We start from the raw sequence: 15,373 nt of genomic DNA, 5'->3' as shown, positions 1-15,373 counted from the left end.
GGCCAATTTATGAACTCATTAGTTCAGAAATATAACTCGCCAGTCTCAATTTTGCACTATCGGGTATTTACGACACCCCAGCCGGTCTAGAATGCAGGCCATGGGAGCCCGACCTTCGATCCGAGAGCAGGTGCAGCGCATGCGCCAGGAAGCCATCGTCACGGCAGTGAACCGCCTGCTGGCGACCAAGGGCTATGACGCCATGACGGTGGATGAGGTGGCCGCCGAGGCCGGCATGGCCAAGGCCAGCCTCTACAAGCTCTTTGCCTCGAAGGAGGAGCTGGCCGGGGCCGCCATGGTGGCCGTGCTGGACCGGGCCCTGGCCTTCGTGGACGGCCTGCGCGAGCAGGCCGCCAGCTCGGCCGAGCCGGTCAGCGCGCGCGCGCAGCTGGAGGCCGTCACCCGCTGGGCCATGCAGACCCAGCTGGAGGGCGAGATGCCGTCCCTGCCCGCGCAGAACACCAGCCTCAGCACCTCCCTGCAGTCCAACGACGACTACATGGACCGCCTGCTGTCCCTCAGCAACCGGCTCAGCATCTGGATCGCCGAGGCCCAGACCAGCGGGCAGATCCAGGACCGGTTCCCGCCGGAGATGGTGCTCTACACCCTCTTCGCGCGCGCCTGCGACCCCGTCGTGGGCCTGCTCAAGGACTCCGGCCAGTACACCCATGCCCAGATCATCGACTGGGTGATGGCCAGCACCTTCCAGGGCCTGGGCACACCCGCGGCGCAGTGAGCCTGGCCGACCTGCGGGCCGCCCTGGACGCCGAGCTGGCCGCCACGCCCGAGTACTACGACTTCAAGGTCCTGCGCAGCGAGCGCGAGGGCGCGCTGTGGCGCGTGACGCTGGAGCCGGGCTATGTCTTTGCCGAGGGCCAGCCGCCCGGCCAGGCCGCGGCCCTGGGCCTGCTGGACGACAGCCTGGACGGCGCCTCCGCCTGGTGGGGCGCCCCCGTCAAGGGCCATGCCAGCGTGCTGGCCCTGCGGCTGGAGGAAGACCAGCTGCTGCTGCAGAACGCCAGCAGCGCGCCGCCAGGGCCGGAGCAGCTGATCCGCCTGTATCCGCCGCGCTTCCTCAAGGCCCTGGTCGAGGCGGCCTGGGACACCCCCTGGGCCGAGGCCGCCCTGGCGCTGCGGCCCGCCCTCTCGCGCCCGGAAGCCGCGCCGCCCGGCCCGGCCCTCAGCGGCGCCCCTTTTCGCTGGCTGCGCGAGGCCCAGCGCCGAGCCCTGCAGACCCTGCCCACGCAGCGCTGCGGCTATCTGTGGGGCCCGCCCGGCACGGGCAAGACCACCACCCTGGGCGTGCTGCTGGCCGAGTACCTCGACAGCCGGCCGACCGCCCGCATCCTCCTGGTCTCGGCCACCAACCAGGCGGTGGACCAGGCCCTGATCGCCGTCGACAAGGCCCTGCAGAAGGGCCGGCGCGAGGCCCTGCGCGGCGCGCTGCAGCGCCTGGGCACGCGCTTCGACCCCGCCGCCTACGAGGGCCGGGAGCACCTGCTGCCGGGCTCCGACCCGGCCCTGCTGGCCACGCTCAGCCGCGTGGAGGCGGCCCGCCCGCGCAGCGGGGATGCGCAGGCGCTCAAGGCCTGGAGCGACCGCCTCGCGGGCCTGCGCGAGCAGCAGCGCGCCGACACCCGCCGCGCCTTGCGCCAGGCCCGCCTGGCCGCCATGACGGCCAGCCGCGCGACGGCCGGCCTGGGCCTGCTGCGCTCGCTGGACGAGCGTGGTGCCGGCGAGCCGCCCTTCGACCTGCTGGTCTTCGACGAAGCCAGCCAGCTGAGCCTGGCCCAGACCCTGCTGCTGATGCCCCTGGGCGCCGCGGCCCTGTTCGCGGGCGACCCGCAGCAGCTGGCGCCCGTGCTGCGCAGCCGCGAGCCCGCCGCCCAGCGCTGGCTGGGCCGCTCGGCCTTTGCCGACATGCCGCACCAGGGTCCGTCCGTGGTGCTGCTGGACGAGCAGTCGCGCATGGCCCCGCCCATCTGCGCCCTGGTCAGCGAGGTGTTCTACGAGGGCGCGCTGAAGGTCGCCACCGATGCGCTGCAGACCCCGGAGTGGCTGGCCCGGCGCCAGCGCCCGCTGGCGGACCTGCCTGCCGCGGACCACGTGATCGTGCGGCCGGTGAAGGGCCCCGGGCGCTGGTCGGCCCAGGACCACGGACCGCAGCGGCCGGCCTCGGCCGAGGCCGTGGTCGAGGCCGTTGCCCTGGCCCTGGAGAGCGGCACCTGGCAGCCCCGCGAGCTGGTGGTGCTCACGCCCTTCCGCGCCCAGCGCGCGCTGATCCGGCGCGGTCTCGAGGCCCGGGGCATTGCCGAGGCCGAGGGCGTGCGCGTCAGCACGGTGCACCGGGCCCAGGGCAGCGAGGCCCCGGTGGTCTTCTTCGACCCGGTGGACGCCAAGCTGCCCTTCCTGCAGACGCAAGACGCCCGCCGCCTGCTCAACGTGGCCCTCAGCCGGGCGCAGGCCAAGGTGCTGCTGTACCTCTCCGACGCGGATGCCGCCAGCCCGCTGCTGGCCCCGCTGGTGCAGCGCCTGCGCCTGGCCGACGACCGCCGCGCCGTCATCCCCCTGCAGGTCCTGGCCGCGGCACCGGCGTTTCCGCGCAATGCCCTGGGCCTGCGGGTCAGCGCCGGCCGTGTCACGGGCGAGGTCCAGCGCCTCAGCCCGGACGGCCGCCAGCTGTGGCTGGTCAACGAGCGCAATGGCGCGGCCCTGCCACTGGATGCCGCCTTCTGGCGTGCCAAGGCCGGCCTCGCCTCCTGACGGCCCGGCAGACGTGCCACGGGCCGGCACCGCAGAAGTCGGTCCGGCAGAAATGACAAGGGCCGGTCCGCACGAGGCGGACCGGCCCGGGACGTCAGCGCCGGAACGCTCAGGCGTTCAGCGCGTCCTTCAGGGACTTGCCCGGCGTGAACTTGGCCGACTTGGAGGCGGCGATTTCCAGGGTGGCACCGGTGGCGGGGTTCTTGCCGGTGCGGGCGGCGCGCTCGCTCACCTTGAAGGTGCCGAAGCCCACCAGGGCGATGGCATCGCCAGCCACCAGGGCCTCGCTGATGCTGGCCAGCGTGGCTTCCAGAGCCGTACCGGCGGCGGCGCGGGTGATGCCGGCCTTGGTGGCGATGCTGTCGATCAGTTCACTCTTGTTCATGCAAATGCTTCCGTTGACGCCCGAAGGGGGCAAAGGGGCCGAATTATCACGGAAAGGCGCCAGGGCCTGCCCGGACGGGCCTCGGCAGGCCCTGCCGACCCTGCCGCGCGGCACGAACCGCACCGCCCGGGGCTCAGCACGGGCGGCGGGCCAGGGCCCAGGTGTTGGGCGCCTGGCCGGTGCCCTGCAGGCCGCGCTCCCGCGGCGTCAGGCCTGACAGCGCAAGCCGGATGTCACGGGCCACCAGCCCGTTGGTGTAGTAGCTGTGCTGCGTCAGGCCGGTGACCAGGGCCGCGCAGTCCACCTGGTAGACCTTCTGGTGCAGCAGCTGCGGCCGCGCGGCCCCGCCCTGCCCCAGGCGGTCGGGGTTGCCCTTGGTGTAGTCCGAGATCTTCAGCGCCATGTCGTTGCGGTTGTGATAGATCGCCACCGACTGCGAGACCTGGTGCACCCGGGCCAGCGGGGCCTCGCCTTCCAGGGCGTCGTCGTCGACGTCGGGCGCGCAGAGGAAGACGTTGTCGAAGAGGCGCGGCAGCTGGTTCCCCGGGCTGAATTCATAGACCCGTGCCAGCGCGTTCTGCAGCACGTAGTTGCCCATGGAGTGCGCGAGCAGGTGCAGCTTCTGGCCGCACAGCTCGGTGGCCTCCAGCTGCGCGATGGCGCGCTCGACCTCGGCCTGCGGGCGATCGGCCATGGCCTCACGCAGCGCCCGCACGCGCGAGCTGTTCTGGCGCACCTCGCGGCCCAGCGCATGCAGCTGGTCGCGCAGCTTCAGGAAGGCCCGCCCCAGCGCACCCGAGGTGCCGCGGGCATCGGCGCGGTCGCTCTTGTAGCTGGCCCAGGGCAGTGCCGCGCCGTCACTGGGCCAGGTGAAGAGCAGCACGCGCACCGACTTGGCCGGCAGGCCCTCGTCCAGCGCGGGCTCCACGCGGTTGACCATGGCCTCGAAGGCCGCGGCCGTGGCCACCGCCTCCTCCCAGCTGACGTTGAAGCCATGCACCAGCACCAGCAGGTCGCGCCCCTGCTGCATGTCTTGCTGCAGCTCGGAGAACAGGGCGGCGGAACCCAGCTTCACGGCCTGCCCCTGGGCCCGCTCGTTGACCTGATGATCGGGGATGCTTTCCTGGTAGCACTCGATGCGCTGGCTGGCGGCGACGCACTTGCCGAGGTAGTCCTGCAGCGCCTCGCCGTCGCCCGCGCCGGTGTGCTCGCGGCGCTGGTCCAGCAGCGCCCTCACCTGCACTTCGTCAGCCTCGAAGAGCACCCGCCCGAAGCGCAGGTTCTCCATGCCGTCGCTGGAGAAGCGGCTGCCGTAGCGCCGGGGCGCGAACCGTTCCGGCCCTTCGTGGCCCCGGTTGGTGGCGAAGTAGACGCAGAGCTGCATGGCGAAACCCCTGGCGGTGAGCGTGGCGCAAGCCTAATCGAGTTTCGGCGGACCGCCCGGCGCCGGCGCCGCCGTCAGCCCCCGCGACCCAGGGTGTAGAACTCGTCATTGGGCCGCATGCTGCTGACGTTGGCCATGCGGTTGGAGAGGCCGAAGAAGGCGGCGATGGCCGCGATATCCCAGGCCTCCTCCATGCCGAAGCCCTGGGCCTGCAAGGCCGCGAAGTCCTCGTCACCCACGGCATGCGAGGCGGTCGACACCTTCATCGCGAAGTCCAGCATGGCCTTCTGGCGGGGCGTGATGTCGGCCTTGCGGTAGTTGATGGCGACCTGGTCCGCGATCAGCGGGTTCTTCGCCCGGATGCGCAGGATGGCTCCATGCGCGACGACGCAGTACTGGCACTGGTTGGCGCTGCTGGTGGCGACCACGATCATCTCGCGCTCGGCCTTGCTCAGCGCGCCGGGCTTGTCCATCAGGGCGTCGTGATAGGCGAAGAAAGCGCGGAACTCGTCGGGCCGGTGGGCCAGCACCAGGAAGACATGGGGCACGAAGCCCGACTTCTCCTGCACGGCGAGGATGCGCGCGCGGAGGTCCTCGGGCAGGTCCGCGAGCTCGGGCACGGGGAAGCGGCTGATGCTGAACGGGGCAGGGGTGGACATGGCGCTCCTTGCGGGATCGGGGTTGGGGGAAGGTCCGGGGGTGGAGCGTAACGCGGGTCGAGGGCGGGTCGAGGGCGGGTCGAGGGCCGGTCATGGGCGGCCCGGAGGCGGCTCAGCCCTGCCCGGCCAGCGTCAGCAAGGCATCGAGCAGCACGTTCGCCCCGCGCAGCAGATCGGCCGGCTCGGTGTGCTCGCGCGGGTTGTGGCTGATGCCCCCGGCGCTGGGCACGAAGATCATCGCCGCGGGGCAGATCCTGGCCATCATCTGCGCGTCGTGGCCTGCGCCCGAGCTCATGCGCCGCGTGCGGTGGCCGCGTGCCCCGGCGCAGTCCTCGATCAGGCGGACCAGGCCGGCGTCGAAGCGCACCGGCTCGAAGCGTGCGAGCCGGCGCGTCTGCACCGTCACGGACTCCGCCTCGCACAGCTGCCGCACGTAGGCGGCCAGCTCCTGTTCGGCGCGCTGCAGCGTCGCTTCGTCGGTGTTGCGCAGGTCCACGGCCACGGTGGCACGCGCGGCGATGACGTTGATCAGGTTCGGATGCAGCTGCACCGCGCCCGCCGTGGCCACCTGGCTGCCGCCGTAGCGCCGCGCCAGCTCGCGCACGAACACCGCCACGGCCGCTGCGCAGTAGCCCGCGTCGCGGCGCAGGTGCATGGGCGTGGTGCCGGCATGGTTGGACTGGCCGGTGAAGCGGAACTCCTGCCAGGAGATGCCCTGCAGATCCTGCACGGCGCCGATGCACGCGCCCTCGGCCTCCAGCACCGGCCCCTGCTCGATGTGCAGCTCCACGAAGGCATGGGGCCGCAGGCTGCCACAGGGCAGGTCGCCGGCATAGCCGATGCGGGCGAGCTCGTCACCGCAGCGCAGGCCGTCGATGCCCACCGTGTCCAGGGCCTGCTGCAGCGGCAGGCCCCCGGCGTGGACCAGGGAGCCCATCATGTCCGGCTGGAAACGCACGCCCTCCTCGTTGCTGAAGGCGGCCACCACCAGGGGCCGCGCCAGCTCGATCCCATGCTCGTTGAGCCAGCGCACCACCTCCAGCCCCGCCATCACGCCATAGATGCCGTCATAGCGGCCGCCGGTGGCCACGGTGTCGATGTGCGAGCCCGTCATCACGGGCGCCGCCTGCGTCCGCCCGGCGCGGATGCCGAAGATGTTGCCGATGCCATCCACCCGCACCTCCAGACCCAGCTCGCGCATCCAGTGCACGAGCTGATCGCGGCCCTGGCGGTCGGCATCGGTGAGCGCGAGGCGGCACACGCCGCCGCCCTCGATGGCACCCAGGGCCGCATGGGCCTCCAGCCTCTGCATCAGCCGCTCCTGCGACAGCCCCGCGCGCCGCAGCCAGTCGCGCTGCGCGGCCTGCACGTGCGCCGCCGTGCGGCCCACGATGCCGGCGTAGACACCCGGCGCGGTGGCCCCTTCCGTGCTGATGAGCAGCACCCGCGCGCCCGCATCGAGGCCCACGGCCTGGCGCTCCGAGGGCCGGGCTGCCAGCCGCTGCAGCGCGGCCAGCCCCGCCACGCCGGACTCGCCGGCCACCAGGGGCACGTCGCCGTGCGGGCCGTCCGCCAGCAGGCGCATGGCGGCCTCGGCCTGCGTGTCGCTGACCGTCATGAAGGCGTCGACGGCGGGCAGCAGGAAGCGCCAGGCCAGGGGCGAGGCCTCGCCGCAGGCCAGGCCGGCCATCACCGAGTCGACGCTGCCCGCGGCCCGCGCCGGCCGCCCCGCGATGGCGCTCTGCAGCAGGCAGTCCGCCTGCTCGGGCTCAACCACGATGACGCAGGGGCGGCCAGCGCCGAAGCGGTCCCAGAAGCCGCTGACGAGCCCCGCCGCCAGGCCGCCCACCCCGCCCTGCAGGATCACGTGGGTCCAGGGGCAGGCGTCCGCGGGGTCCAGGCCGGCCAGCAGCTCTGCGGCGATCAGGCCGTAGCCCTGCATGACATCGCGCGGCACCTCTTCGTAGCCTTCGTAGGAGGTGTCGGACACCACCTCCCAACCCTGCTCGCGCGCCAGGCGCGCGGCCTCGGTGACCGAGTCGTCGTAGTTGCCGCGGATGCGCACGATCTCGGCGCCATAGGCCGCAATGGCCTGCTCGCGCTCGGCGCTGACATGGGCATGCAGCACGATCACGCAGCGGCAGCCCACGCTCTGCGCCGCGGCGGCCAGGGCGCGGCCGTGGTTGCCGTCGGTGGCGCTGATCACGGTGAAGCCCGACAGCGCCTCGGCATGGCGGCCGGCGAGCAGCTCCGTGCCGCTCCAGCCGGCTTTCCCGAAGCGCCGCTGCACCAGCTTGACCAGTGCATTGGGCGCGCCCAGTGCCTTGAAGCTGCCCAGGACGGAGCGGCGGCTCTCGTCCTTGATCGTCAGCTGCGCGATGCCCAGCGCCTGCGCCAGGCCGGGCAGGGACCAGGCCGTCGTCGGCTGTGCGGACACGCCGGGCCAGCCCGCGAGGCGCTGCCCCGCGGCGCGGCCCTCGGACAGGCTCAGCAGGGATTGAAGCTCGGCGTCGTAGGCGCGCCGTGCGGCATGCGGGTTGGGGAAGAACATGGGGAGCTCGGAGGAAGGCGCAGGAGGAAGGCTCAGGCGGGCCGCTCAGGCCGCGGGCAGGCGCTGGCGGACCAGCTCGGCGAAGTAGCGCGCGCCGATGGGCACGATGCGATCGTTGAAGTCGTAGCGGGCGTTGTGCAGTGGCACGCCGCCGTCTGCCTCGCCCTCGCCATTGCCGATGAACACGAAGGCGCCGGGGATGTGCTGCAGGAAGCGGCCGAAGTCCTCGGAGATCATCAGCGGCGGCGTGTCGGCATCCACCCGCTCTGGCCCGGCCACGGCCAGCGCCGCCCGCACCGCCACCGGCACGCAGGAGGCCCAGTTCACCGTCGGCGCGAACTCGTGGGTGTACTCGACCGCGCAGCCCGCCCCATGCGCGTGGCAGATGCCCTCGCAGAGTTCGCGGATGCGCCGCTCCAGCAGGGCCTGCACCTCGGGCTCGTAGCTGCGGGTGTCGCCCTTGATCACCACCTCGCCCGCAATGGCGTTGCGGATGCCGTCGGTGACGAACTCGGTGCAGGACAGCACGGCCGGGTGGCGCGGGTCCACCGAGCGGGCGACCACGGTCTGCAGCGCCAGCACGACCTCCGCGCCGATCACCAGCGGGTCGATGGTCGTGTGGGGGCGCGCCGCATGGCCGCCGCGCCCGGTGATGCGGATCACGAAGTTGTCCTCGCTGGCCATCAGGCCGCCCACGCGGGTCGCGAAATGACCGGCGGGCATGCCGGGGATGTTGTGGGCGCCATAGATCTCGTCCATGGGAAATCGCTCCAGCAGGCCGTCCGCCAGCATGGCGGCGGCGCCCCGGCCGTGCTCCTCGGCGGGCTGGAAGATGAAGCGCACCGTGCCGTCGAAGTCGCGCTGCGCGGCCAGCAGCTGGGCCGCCCCCAGCAGCATGGCCATGTGACCGTCATGCCCGCAGGCATGCATGCAGCCGGCGTTGACGGAGGCATGCGCACGGCCCGGAGCGGCCTCGCTCAAGGCCAGGGCGTCCATGTCCGCCCGCAGCCCGATGGTGCCGGCGCCCCGCCCCGCCCGCAGCGAGCCCACCACGCCGGTGCCGCCGACACCGCGGGCCACCTCCAGGCCCATGGCCTGCAGGAGCTGAGCCACCCCGGTCGGCGGTGCGGTACTCCTGGAAACCCGTCTCGGGAAAGCGGTGGAACTCATGGCGCCAGCGCACCCAAGCGGCTTCCAGCGTCTCGTCCTCGGTCCTGTCCATGGGGTGGCTCCCTGCAGTTGCTGGAAGGATTGTTGAGGCATCATCGCGAGCAGATTCATCGCCGTTGCGGCCGCGATGGATGGTTTGTCTCACCCATCGACCCATGTCACGCCCGATGTCTCAAGCGCCACTGCCGAAGGCCCAGCCCGCCGCGCTGGATGCCCTGGACGCCGCCCTGCTGGACCTCCTGCAGCGCGACGCCTCCCTGCCCGTGCGCACCCTGGCGGACCGGCTGGGCACCTCGCCGGCCACCTGCCAGCGGCGCATGGCGCAGCTCCGCGAATCCGGCGTGCTACAGCGCCAGGTGGCCATCGTGGACCGCCGCCTCGTGGGGCGGCCGCTGACGGTCTTCGTGTCGGTGGAGCTGGACAGGCAGAATGCCGCCCTGCTGACGCAGTTCGAGCAGCGCATGGCCGCCGAGGACGCCGTGATGGCCTGCTACGAGGTCTCGGGCGAGTTCGACTTCCTGCTGATCGTCAGCGCGGAGTCCATGGAGCAGTTCCACGCCTTCACCCGCGAGGCTTTTTCCTCCAGCCACAACGTGCGCAACTTCAAGAGCATGTTCGCCATGAACTGCTCCAAGTTCGAGACCCGCGTGCCGCTGCGCGCGACGGCCGGCCGCTGAGGCCGCAGCAGTCGCCGCGCGTCTGCCCGGCGCGGGCCGGCGGCCACCCCGCGCGCCCGGGGCCGAGACCCCACCCTCAGCCCAAGGTCGGCGCCATGAAAGCATGAAATCGCTTTCATATTGATATACAAACATATATTTCTTTAAAACTCCGGGTCAACACCAAGCTATTCAAGAAAGCGCTTTCAATCCAGAATTCCGGCTGCAGTACTGACCAAGACGAGCGCCCCAAGGCGCCTGGGGGGATCCCCCACAACAGACTGGAGACAAGCATGACTCACACCTTCTTCGGGCTCATAGGCCGGCTGCTCTGCGCCGTCCTGGCCCTGTCCCTGGGGCTGCTGCCCCAGGCCGCCCGCGCCGCCGAGTACACGGCCGGCGCCGAACTCTCGGGCAGCACCGCCACGCTGTGGTTCAAGCCCGCCGCCAGCGCCAGCTGGGTCGACGCCCACTACAGCGTGTCCGGCGGCGCGCAGATGAATGTGCGCATGGCCTACAACAGCAGCTCGGCGCGCTTCGAGACGTCCTTCCCCGCCAGCGCCGGTCAGTCCGTCACCCACAGCTTCACCTACTTCACCAGTGGCGCGGCCTATGACTCGGCCACGGGCAGCACCACGCTGCAGGGCGGTGGAGGCGGCGGCGCGCCGGCCGCCCCGAGCTTCTCGGTGCCCGCGGGCAGCTATGCAGCGCCGCTGAGCCTCAGCCTCAGCAGCAGCAGCAGCGGCGCCACGATCCGCTACACGCTGGACGGCAGCACGCCCGGCGCCGGCTCGACCGCCTACACGGGCCCGCTGACGCTCAATGCCAGCGCCACGGTCAAGGCCATTGCCCTGCTCAACGGCCTGAGCTCGGCGGTCAGCAGCGCCAGCTACACCCTGGGCAGCAGCGGCGGCACCGGCTACACCCAGGGCGTGGACTACGCCGGCGGCGTGGCCACCTTCTGGTTCGCCCGTGAGCTGGCCAGCACCGCCTGGGTCGACCTGCACTACGACGCGGGCAGCGGCCAGCAGAACGTGCGCAGCGGCTACAACAGCGGCACCCAGCGCTTCGAGTACAAGGCGTCCCTGCCCGCGGGCGCCACCGTGAAGTACAGCTTCACCTGGTTTGCCAACGGCAGTGGCGCGGCGGACAGCCCGCTCTTCGTGCTCACCCTGGGTGGCGGTGGGGGTGGCGGTGGCACGGCGGCCGCGCCCGCCTTCTCCCTGCCCGGCGGCAGCTATGCCGGTGTCCAGCAGGTCAGCCTCAGCAGCGGCACGCCGGGGGCGGTGATCCGCTACACCGTCGACGGCAGCACGCCCAGCAGCGCCTCACCCGTCTATGCGGGCCCGATCTCCGTGGGCAGCAGCCTGACGATCAAGGCCTATGCCAGCGCCAACGGCCTGACGGACTCGCCCGTGACCAGCGCCAGCTACGCCATCAGCATCGCCAACGGCCCCTTCTCGCAGGGCGTGTCGGAGCTGGGCAGCACGGCCACGGTCTGGTTCAAGCCCGCGGCGGCACAGCAGTTCGTGATCCTGCACTACCAGATCGGCACGGGCTCGCAGATCAATCCGAAGATGGCCTACAACCCCTCGCTGGGCCGCTACGAGACGGTGCTGAGCGGCCTGGGCTTCGGCCAGCGTCTCAACTATGCCTTCACCTATGCCCCGGCGTCGGGCGCACAGACCGACTCGCCGGCCTACAGCTATGTCATGGGCACGGGCAATGACATCCCCAAGCCCCAGTTCAGCCCCGCCAGCGGCAGCTACGCCAGCCCGGTCAGCGTCAGCCTGTCCACGACGGCCCCGGGCGGCGTGATCCGCTACACCACCGACGGTTCGGCACCCACCGCGCTGTCACCCCAGTACACGGGGCCGATCACCGTCAACACCGCCCTGACCATCACCGCCGCCAGCATGCTCAGCGACGGCAGCCAGTCGGGCAACGTCGTCGGCACCTATGTCGTCGAGACCCAAGGGGGTCAGGTCTTGCCTCCGGTGTTCTCCCATGCCGGCGGCAGCTATGGCTCGCCCATCCAGCTGGCGCTGTCCAGCGGCACCGTGGGCGCGACGATCCGCTTCACCACCGATGGCAGCACCCCTGGCGCCAGTTCGCCGGCCTATGGCGGCCCCATTCCGCTGCTGGCCTCGACGACGGTGCGCGCCATCGCCTACAAGCCCGGCATGACACCCTCGGCTATCAGCCAGGCCAGCTACACCATCGGTGGCGGCAGCGGCCAGGTCTGGAACGGGCAGACCACCTTCCGCATGGTCAACGCCACGCGGGGGAAGTTCAGCGACGCGCAGGTCTACTGGGCCATCATCGGCAAGGACTGGGCCACGGACCAGTTCGTGCATGTCAATGCGCAGGGCCAGCTGGTGCCCATGAGCCTGGCTGACAACGGCGCCCTGATGAAGAACGGCCTGCCCTACAGCAACTACTTCTTCACCCTGGAGCAGCTGAAGTCGGTGACCATCCCGCCGATCAATTCGGCGCGCATCCTGTTCAGCGTCGGCAGCCCCATGTACATCTGGGTGAACACCGATGCCAACGGCCGGATCGCCTATGCCGGCGCCAACATTGAGAACCCGACCGATCCCAACATCGACGTCACCTTCGACTTCGGCGAGTTCGCCATCCTGCCGCCGGGCAGCAATCCGCAGGGCATCTTCGTCAACACGACGCGGGTGGACCAGTTCGGTTTCCCGGTGCAGCTGTCGGTGACAGGGCTGGACGGCTTCACGCAGACGGTGGGGGAATCGCTCACCGAGACCCGCGACGAGCTCTTCGCCAAGTTCATCAACGACATGCCGGCGCCGTTCAAGGGCCTGGCCCAGGCACCCTATGCGCCGATGCGCATCATGGCGCCCGCCCACGCCACCTTCCAGCCGGGCCAGGCCAACGAGCACTACCTGGACGACTACATCAGCGCCGTCTGGGCCCAGTACAGCCAGCAGGACCTGGTGCTGGACCTGCGCAATGGCTGGGGCACGTTCCGGGGCCGTGTCAGCGGCAACGTGATGCGCTTCACCGATGCCAGCGGCGGCGTGTACTTCATCAACGGCAAGCCGAGCACGGCCATGGTGATGCTGGGCAATGGCCTGCTGGACGACACCAGCGGCGGCACGAGCAACGCCGGCAAGCAGCTGCAGCTGCAGGCCCAGCTGTGCGCCGCGCTGAACCGGCGCGTCGCCCACCTGCCCTTCGACAGCTGGTGGGATCCAGCCGCGCACTTCCCCGCGGGCCAGCCGGCCAACCACTTCGCCCGCTTCTGGCATGAGCACAGCCTGAACGCCCTCGCCTACGGCTTTGCCTATGACGACGTGGGGTCGCGCAGCCCGTCCATCCATACGCGGTCGCCGCAGACGGTGACCTTCACGGTCGGATGGTGAGCCCCTCGCCCCTGAGACCCGGTTCCGGCGGCAGCGCCGGGACCACGGTCGGGCCCGGCGCCTGGGCCCTCGGCCTGCTCGCCGGCCTGCTGGCGCTGGGCGGCTGGCTTCGGGCGACCGAGGGCGCTGACCCGGCATCGCAGCCGGCAGCGGCGCGCGAGGCCACGCCGGGCCACGGCCTCGCGCCCGGGCTGGCGTCAGGCACGGCGCCAGCAGCCGGCTCCTCGGCGGCCCTGCCCGCGGCGCAGGTACCGCCCGAGGCACGCAGCGTCCGCATCCTGGCTCTGCACCGGGACAGCCGCGGCCGCTGGCTGGCGCGCCTGCAGGTCGGGGAGGACGCTCCCCGGCAGGCCCAGGCGGGCGACGTGGTGGCGCGCGGCCTGCGCGTCGAACGCATCGCCGTCGACGGCATCACCGTGCGCCGCGGCCTTCAGCTGGAGCGCCTGCCCTATGCGGGCCCGGTGCAAGGCGAGGCCGGCGGCCCGGCTGCCCAGCCGGCCCCGGTGCCCGCCGTCATCGTGAGTCCACCCGGTCTGGAGCCGCCGCGCAGCAGTGCCGTCGAGCGCGCCATCGAGCGCGCCGCCCACAGCGCCCGTTGGCAGGCGCTCCAGGGCTCGGGGCGCTGAGCCGATGCCGGCGTGCGGCCCGCATCGCCGGGCAGCAGGTCAGAACGCAGTCTGCACCGAGAAGGACAGCAGCCGGTGGTCGCCGAAGAAGTCGTAGCGGGACTGGTCCCGCGAGACGTCGTACTGCGCCTTCAGGGCCACGCTCTTGTTCAGGTCGTAGCGCAGGGCCAGGCTCTGCGTGCGGCGCCCCTCGATGGCGAAGCCCAGGTTGTTCTCCTGCGTGCGGTACCGCGAGACCGTCGCCATGCCGGTCCAGTCGTGCCACCGGTAGCCGAGGCCAACGAGGAAGTAGTTGTAGACGAAGTCGGAGGTGGCCTGCTGGAAGCGGTTGATCTCGCTGCGCAGGATCCACTCGCGGCCGTCGTAGTTGAAGGACAGGCCCGCAATGGTGGTGCGATAGCCCGGGAGGTTGTCGCGCCGGGTGCCGTCGGCCAAGTCGCTCCACTGGTAGTTGTCGAAGCGCATGAGCATGACGCGGGCGCTGTAGACACCGTCCGACACCGTCACGTAGCCGCCGAGGATGTTGCGCCACTTCTCCGTGGTCGGGTCACCCCAGTAGATGCGCGTGTTGTAGGGCGCGTTGTCATTCTGGAAGTTGCCCGCCCAGACATTGCCCTCCAGGGTCCAGCTGCCCTTGAGTGCGCCGCTGTAGGCCAGGTTGGCCCCGTCGTAGGCGTAGATGGGCCAGCCGTAGACGTCCGGCGCCGGACGCACCCACGGATAGGCCGTGCCGATGTAGAGGAAGTCGCTGTAGTAGTACAGCGGGATGCGCTTGCGGCCCGCCTGCAGGGTCCAGGAATCATTGAGCGCATACGAGAGGTAGGCCCAGTCCAGGGTCGGGCGGTAGTTCTTGTTGTTGGCCCTGGAAACGACCTGCGCCGTCGCTGACAGCGCGTCATTGACATGCAGCGTGCCCTGCAGGCCCAGGAGCGATTCCTGGTCGGCCTGCCAGCCCCGGGACTTCTCGTAGACGCCCACGTATTCCCAGTTCTGGATGGCGCAGGGGCATTGCCATTCCATGTACTTGCGATCGGTGCCGCTGAGCACCTTGGCCACGGTCAGCTGTGCAAAGCCGGACCAGGTGAAGCGCATGTCGTCCGCCTGCGTGGGAGCCGCTCCGCCCAGCGCAGCGCCCAGTGCGGCGATCCGAAGCATCAGTACGGCGTTCTTGGAGGTATTCATGCTCGCCATCCTTTCACTTGATCTCGACCAGGACCTTGACGCTGCCGTCGACCAGCGACGCGTCGATACAGCCCACCAGGTTGGGATTGCTGGCCACCAGCTTCTTGACGGCCGCTGCGTCCCCGGCCTCCTGCGGCGGCGCCCCCCCTGCCGGTGAAGACCATGCGTGACCAGTAGGCCTTGATCTGCGCCTCGCTGCGTCCGGCGACCTGGCCATAGAACTGGACATAGAACTGGACGTAGGCCGGCGAGCCGGCCGTCTGGTCCACGGGGATGGCCTTCTCGCCGTTGGGAAAGCTCTTGACGCTGCCCAGGAAGTTGGCCGAGACCTGCTCACTGCTCAGCTTGGGCGCCGTGCCGGACGCCCCCACGACCACGACCAGGTGATCCGCGCGCGCATCGGGCGCCATGCAGGCGACGGGGGCAGCAAGCGCCGCGCTGCCCAGGGTGCGAGTGACAAGCTCCACGCTTCAAGAGTCAACAGTGAACCCTGCCCCGAATGGTGCGCCACACGGCCGCGCCTCCGGGACTTGCTATGCATACCGTCCCTGATCGTCACAGGCCGCACGCGGCCTGCGCTGCGGTCCCACGATGCCCTGCCGGCA

The 15,373-nt window shown here is 71.0% G+C and carries 11 protein-coding genes and 1 pseudogene; 5 read left to right on the top strand and 7 right to left on the bottom strand.

The window, feature by feature from the left end; translation table 11 throughout:
• The first annotated feature begins 100 nt into the window (after window positions 1-100).
• Entirely contained in the window at window positions 101-736 is a 636-nt protein-coding gene (locus tag ABDJ40_RS03115) for a TetR/AcrR family transcriptional regulator (RefSeq protein ID WP_347605926.1), read from the top strand.
• Entirely contained in the window at window positions 733-2,763 is a 2,031-nt protein-coding gene (locus ABDJ40_RS03110; protein WP_347605923.1) for a DEAD/DEAH box helicase, read from the top strand. Before ABDJ40_RS03115 ends, ABDJ40_RS03110 begins: the two co-directional genes overlap by 4 nt.
• 109 nt (window positions 2,764-2,872) lie before the next feature.
• Here the strand turns inward: ABDJ40_RS03110 and ABDJ40_RS03105 are convergent, their stop codons facing one another.
• From ABDJ40_RS03105 to ABDJ40_RS03085, 5 genes and pseudogenes are all read right to left on the bottom strand, one after another.
• The gene (locus ABDJ40_RS03105; protein ID WP_269631888.1) at window positions 2,873-3,148 is read right to left on the bottom strand and encodes an HU family DNA-binding protein; all 276 of its coding nucleotides are present in this window, start codon (window positions 3,146-3,148) and stop codon (window positions 2,873-2,875) included.
• A gap of 133 nt (window positions 3,149-3,281) precedes the next feature.
• The gene (locus ABDJ40_RS03100; RefSeq protein ID WP_347605920.1) at window positions 3,282-4,532 is read right to left on the bottom strand and encodes an alpha/beta fold hydrolase; all 1,251 of its coding nucleotides are present in this window, start codon (window positions 4,530-4,532) and stop codon (window positions 3,282-3,284) included.
• 74 nt (window positions 4,533-4,606) lie between these two features.
• Complete coding sequence (locus tag ABDJ40_RS03095) at window positions 4,607-5,191, bottom strand: peroxidase-related enzyme (RefSeq protein WP_269631890.1); 585 nt, start codon at window positions 5,189-5,191, stop codon at window positions 4,607-4,609.
• A gap of 112 nt (window positions 5,192-5,303) precedes the next feature.
• A complete protein-coding gene (locus tag ABDJ40_RS03090) occupies window positions 5,304-7,742 on the bottom strand; it encodes a diaminopropionate ammonia-lyase (RefSeq protein ID WP_347605916.1) in 2,439 nt (812 codons plus the stop codon).
• A 45-nt stretch (window positions 7,743-7,787) separates the two neighbouring features.
• Window positions 7,788-8,964 (bottom strand): annotated as a pseudogene (locus ABDJ40_RS03085) (amidohydrolase).
• A 115-nt stretch (window positions 8,965-9,079) separates the two neighbouring features.
• Here ABDJ40_RS03085 and ABDJ40_RS03080 point away from each other — a divergent pair.
• From ABDJ40_RS03080 to ABDJ40_RS03070, 3 genes are all read left to right on the top strand, one after another.
• Window positions 9,080-9,589 (top strand): Lrp/AsnC family transcriptional regulator, encoded by a 510-nt coding sequence (locus ABDJ40_RS03080; RefSeq protein ID WP_347605913.1) that lies wholly within the window; start codon window positions 9,080-9,082, stop codon window positions 9,587-9,589.
• A gap of 272 nt (window positions 9,590-9,861) precedes the next feature.
• Window positions 9,862-12,960, top strand: a complete 3,099-nt coding sequence (locus ABDJ40_RS03075; protein WP_347605910.1) for a chitobiase/beta-hexosaminidase C-terminal domain-containing protein — start codon at window positions 9,862-9,864, stop codon at window positions 12,958-12,960.
• Window positions 12,957-13,586, top strand: coding sequence for a hypothetical protein (locus ABDJ40_RS03070; protein WP_347605907.1), 630 nt, complete (start codon window positions 12,957-12,959; stop codon window positions 13,584-13,586). Before ABDJ40_RS03075 ends, ABDJ40_RS03070 begins: the two co-directional genes overlap by 4 nt.
• A 39-nt stretch (window positions 13,587-13,625) precedes the next feature.
• Here the strand turns inward: ABDJ40_RS03070 and ABDJ40_RS03065 are convergent, their stop codons facing one another.
• Complete coding sequence (locus tag ABDJ40_RS03065) at window positions 13,626-14,768, bottom strand: hypothetical protein (protein ID WP_347605904.1); 1,143 nt, start codon at window positions 14,766-14,768, stop codon at window positions 13,626-13,628.
• Window positions 14,765-15,235, bottom strand: coding sequence for a hypothetical protein (locus ABDJ40_RS03060; protein ID WP_347605901.1), 471 nt, complete (start codon window positions 15,233-15,235; stop codon window positions 14,765-14,767). Before ABDJ40_RS03060 ends, ABDJ40_RS03065 begins: the two co-directional genes overlap by 4 nt.
• Window positions 15,236-15,373: the final 138 nt, after the last annotated feature.

Source organism: Roseateles flavus (assembly GCF_039872765.1).
GTDB classification, from domain to species: domain Bacteria; phylum Pseudomonadota; class Gammaproteobacteria; order Burkholderiales; family Burkholderiaceae_C; genus Roseateles_B; species Roseateles_B flavus.
The sequence above is the reverse complement of the archived record's forward strand: the minus strand, read 5'-3'. Positions and strand labels throughout refer to the sequence as shown.